Genomic DNA, 4,655 nt, shown 5'->3' with positions numbered 1-4,655 from the left:
TCTGGGAAGAATAAAAATGCGACATTATAAAGGCGCCCCTCACGCTCTATGACATGAGTGCCGCCGATGATATGCATATTATATTGAGTGGCCAGCCTCTTAAACAATTCGAGATACTGGTCCGTAAAACCCGGCAACGCCTCGATCGTCAATGCCTTTCCGTCTGCATCACCAATAGAAAGCAGCTGCGTCGTGAAAAATTCCGGGAATAAAACGAATTCGGCATCATATTCCTGTGCATTCCGGATGTAATGCTCGCATTGATCAGCAAAGTCCTGGAATGCACGGATAGAATGAAGATGATATTGCACAGCAGAAACGCGAAGTTTCATTCAACTAACCCCCCTAGTAAAATAAAATGACATAGTAGCAACATCATAATATATGCCAGAGGGAAAGTCATGCTTTATTTCAATAATTCTACTACTCAGCACTGCGATTGCGCATCGTTCTAGATAAGAAAGCTTTTGTTCTTTCTTTTTTGGGATTCCCAAAGAGTTCATCAGGACTGCCCTCTTCCACAATTTCACCTTGGTCCATGAACAAAACGCGATCTGCGACATCTCGTGCAAATTCCATCTCGTGCGTAACAACGATCATTGTCATATGCTCCTTGGCAAGCTCTTTCATGACATCCAGCACTTCCCCGGTCAGCTCTGGGTCAAGAGCTGAGGTCGGTTCATCAAAGAGAAGAATTTCTGGATTCATCATTAACGCACGGGCAATGGCAACACGCTGTTTTTGCCCGCCTGATAGCTTCGAAGGAAATACATCAGCTTTGTCGGAAAGCCCCACTTTTGCTAGTAAATCCATTGCCCGCTTCCGATATCCCTCTTCTGCTCGCTGCTTTACTAGTTTTGGGGCTAGTTCAAGGTTTTGAATAACCGTTAGGTGCGGGAACAAGTTGAACTGTTGAAAAACCATACCCATCTTAGATGTAATTTCCTTCAGGTGTTTTGCTTTTGCATACTGCCCGTTCAGTACTAAATTTTCTCCTTGAATGGCGATCGTCCCACCTTCCACTTCTTCCAAGTGGACTAAGCTGCGCAGCATCGTGCTTTTCCCAGAGCCAGATGGACCGATCACCGCAATGACTTCATTACGCTCTACTTCAAAGGAAATACGTTTGAGTACTTCTAATGGCCCAAATGATTTTTTTAGTTCTTTCACTTCAACGACTGCCATGCAGGACACTCCCTTTCCTCTTACTATTATTCAAAACGCATGCGGCGTTCCAACCATTTGAAAAATAACGTCAACACCATAGTGATGAGCAAGTAAATGAGGGCCGCTACAAAAAATGGGACAATCGTGAAATCTCGATTTACAGCTGTTTGTGCAAAGTGGAGCAATTCAGGGACTGCAACTGCATAAAGCAGAGCGGTATCCTTAACAAGTGTCACTGATTCATTGGCAACTGCCGGCAAAGCAATCCGGAACATCTGAGGCAAAACAACCTTGGTCGTCGTCTGCCAGCGATTTAACCCCAGCACTTGAGCTGCTTCGTATTGCCCTTTGTCAATTGCAAGAAGGCCACCCCTGAAAATCTCTGCAAAATACGCAGCATAATTCAAGATGAAACCGATACAAGCAGCAACAAATCGGTCCAGCACAAGATAGTCACCTACAACGGGCAGCAGAGGCAACCCGAATACAATAACAAGCAATTGAAGCAAGAGCGGAGTGCCGCGCATCAGATAAATATAGGAATGAGCCAGCCAGGCGACCGGTTTTATGGAGCTCCGTACCGCTAAGGTAAGCAAAAATCCGAGTGGTATGGAAGCGATGATAGCAATTATAAAAAGCAGGATCGTCGCTTGTGCTCCTTCTAGCATCGGTTTTAAAATCGTCAGCAAATAATCCAAAGACATTTATGACACTCCTTCAGTAAAATCAAAAAGGGTCCCTCACGGAAACCCTTCCGACTAGATTATTTTAAAACTTTATCTTCACCAAACCATTTTGTTGAAATTTCTGCAGCCGTACCATCCTCGTTCATTTTATCGAGCGCGGCTTGGAGCTTTTCAAGCAATTCATCATTTCCTTTTTTAACACCAATACCATATTGCTCAGGAGAGAGTGTTTCATCGAGCACTTTGAATGTGCCTTCTTCTTTAGACATATAATAATCGATGACCACTTGGTCGATGATGACAGCATCAACTCGTCCTGTTTTCAAGTCTGTCAATGCAAGGACATTGTCCGCATACTCAGAAGTACCTTTTATTTTTGATTTAATCGGATTCGCATCTAAAGCATCCGCAGCGGAAGAAAGGGCTTGAAGTCCGACTGTCTTCCCTTCAAGGTCACTTAAATCCTTAATTGGTGAATCTCCCAAAGTCGCTACAACTTGCGCATTTTCCAAATACGGCTTTGTGAAGAGCACCTTGCCTTTTCTATCTTCAGTGATTGTGTACCCATTCCAAATCAAATCAATACGTCCGCTGCTCAGTTCTGTCTCTTTGGTCTTCCAGTCGATCGGCTGGAATTTTACGTCCATTCCCATATGTTCTGCTGCCGCTCTAGCATAATCTATATCAAAACCTACTAATTCATTCTTTTCATCTCGGAAACCCATAGGAGCAAATTTGTCATCTACGCCAATAACGAGCTGATTATCCGCATCCTTTGAAGTATTAGAACTTCCGCAGGCCGCCAACAAACCGAGGGCCAAAATGGTTATCATTAAAAAAGCAATTTTTCTTTTCATAAAAACAATCCCCTTTTCTCTTCAACACTTTAACGTGTTAACGTATTAGTAATATAACATGCATTCCCCTGTTTGTGAAGTGGACAAACGATAGTCGAAATATTAAATATAATCACTCGCAAAGTACGTGAGTTTACTTGCTTCGACTATCGGGTAGAGTAAAGGAAGTTTCTATACAACATGAACAGGAGGATTTCATATGACAAAAGAAACGGACAACAGATTGTTCATGGAAAATGAACAAGGGAAGGATTTCCTCAAAACAGAATCGGATAAACAGCTGATCGAAGACGTCGATATATCCCCTAGTTTTGTAAGCGAAGAAGGCGATGGTAAAGATCTTGAGGGTATGTTTCCTGAAACCGGCATGAAGCATAGTGCATACCAAGATGAATTCTCACATGAACCTGTTATCAAGCACGGAAGAACAGAAGAAGATGAAATTCTAACAGATAATGAAGAACAATAAAACAGCTGCTTCGCCTTTTTAATAGGCGAAGCAGCTGTTCAGTCTTTATAGGGATCAAACTCGTTAGCACCGGCCATACAAACCCCAACCGGCCTTAGCACATGTAATATTTCGATCGTCTCCTCATGCGCATCCAGTACTGACTGCAACTGACGGTAGACAAAAGGACTTTCATCCGTCCCCCCGCCGCGCAGCTCGACTCCGAACTGCGCGACCGCATCTGCCATCTGCTTTTCAGATATTTGTCCGCCAGTTCGTTTTTTTGTCTTCCAATTCATTTTGCCTGCCGCCTGTGTACGGCTCATAATTCTGCCGGCTCCATGGACGGTACTATAGAAGGCATCCTTATTCGCTTCATTGTCCTTGCCCCGCACTATGACAGAAATATCTCCCATACTGCCTCCAATGAAGCCTAATTGGCCAGGAGCCGACGGAGTTGCACCTTTACGGACAACCATCCGTTCCTTCCCTTCGTGAGTTTCCTTCCAGGCAAAATTATGATGGTTATGAACTTCCATTAAAGACTTTGCCCCTACTATCTCCAGCACTTGATCCATCACTACGTCTCTGCCGGCATACGCATATTTCCCAGCAAGTTTCATGGCTCGATAATACATATCACCTAGTTCCGTTTCCAAATCCACTAAAGTAGGTGCTTGCTCCATAGTCTCACCCGGTGCCCGTTCTGAGAACTTTCTGCCGTTCGCCAAATTTAGAAAACCACTTGCTGTCTTATGGCCAAACCCACGGCTTCCAAAATGGTTTGCAATCCATACATCTCCGGTCTCTTCCTCAATTAGAAGGTCAACATAATGATTTCCGGCTCCAACCGTGCCAAGCTGATCAGCCGCCAGCTTCTTCAGCCGATCATGCTCCTGCTGGCCAATTCGCTTATAGACATCCCAGTCTGGATCTTCAAACACTGCATGGTCAACAGTCTCTGCATTTTTCCGGCCCATGCCAAAAGAAATCCGGGTTGCGATTGCATCCATAATCTTTGGCATGTCATTTTGTATATCGTGCCACTTCATCTCTGTGCGTACCGCCTTGTTGCCGCACGCAATATCGTAGCCAACCCCTGAAGGAGATAATTGGCCATCATAAACAACGACTCCCCCAACTGGCTGGCTATACCCATAATGCCCATCTGCACATAGCACGCCACCTACAACGTTGCCGGTATTCAAACAATTGTCAAACTGCCGCAACGTCTGCTCCTCGTGCTCCCCGAACACACGCTTCTTCATTCCCTCAACTCCTGAACTTGTTTGTAGATTACTATTATTTCATATGGCAGAATGAATAGAAACCAATATGAGAATGCATAACAGTTTCGGTACCACTACTTCAGCAATCGATTCAGATTGTTAAAAGATCAGGGTACAAAAAGAAAAAACCCTTACTTTGAAGTGACCCCTAAAAGTTAGACACGATATTGCTTCAGGCAGCTTGGGTAAAATGAGTTCGGTATTGTAC

General features: G+C 44.2%; 6 protein-coding genes. 1 reads left to right on the top strand and 5 read right to left on the bottom strand.

What is annotated here, in order from left to right:
- The 4 genes from NCCP2222_RS17515 to NCCP2222_RS17500 all read right to left on the bottom strand — a co-directional run.
- Positions 1-332: nitrilase-related carbon-nitrogen hydrolase (locus NCCP2222_RS17515; RefSeq protein ID WP_282570731.1), on the bottom strand; the 332-nt coding region annotated here is incomplete at its 3' end.
- Positions 333-423: 91 nt separating this feature from the next.
- Positions 424-1,185, bottom strand: a complete 762-nt coding sequence (locus tag NCCP2222_RS17510) for an amino acid ABC transporter ATP-binding protein (protein WP_248513679.1) — start codon at positions 1,183-1,185, stop codon at positions 424-426.
- Between the two features lie 26 nt (positions 1,186-1,211).
- Positions 1,212-1,871 carry an amino acid ABC transporter permease gene (locus NCCP2222_RS17505; protein ID WP_248513678.1) on the bottom strand — a complete coding sequence of 220 codons (660 nt, stop codon included), beginning with the start codon at positions 1,869-1,871 and terminating at the stop codon, positions 1,212-1,214.
- Between the two features lie 59 nt (positions 1,872-1,930).
- Positions 1,931-2,710, bottom strand: a complete 780-nt coding sequence (locus NCCP2222_RS17500) for an amino acid ABC transporter substrate-binding protein (RefSeq protein WP_248513677.1) — start codon at positions 2,708-2,710, stop codon at positions 1,931-1,933.
- A gap of 199 nt (positions 2,711-2,909) precedes the next feature.
- On the opposite strand from NCCP2222_RS17500, the gene NCCP2222_RS17495 reads away from it, so the two are divergent.
- A complete protein-coding gene (locus tag NCCP2222_RS17495) occupies positions 2,910-3,179 on the top strand; it encodes a hypothetical protein (protein ID WP_248513676.1) in 270 nt (89 codons plus the stop codon).
- A gap of 38 nt (positions 3,180-3,217) precedes the next feature.
- Here NCCP2222_RS17495 and NCCP2222_RS17490 read toward each other — a convergent pair whose 3' ends face one another.
- Positions 3,218-4,426 carry an RtcB family protein gene (locus NCCP2222_RS17490; RefSeq protein WP_248513675.1) on the bottom strand — a complete coding sequence of 403 codons (1,209 nt, stop codon included), beginning with the start codon at positions 4,424-4,426 and terminating at the stop codon, positions 3,218-3,220.
- Between the last annotated feature and the right edge of the window lie 229 nt (positions 4,427-4,655).

Source organism: Sporosarcina sp. NCCP-2222, assembly GCF_023168145.1.
Lineage (GTDB): Bacteria > Bacillota > Bacilli > Bacillales_A > Planococcaceae > Sporosarcina.
This window is presented reverse-complemented; position numbering and strand designations above follow the sequence as displayed.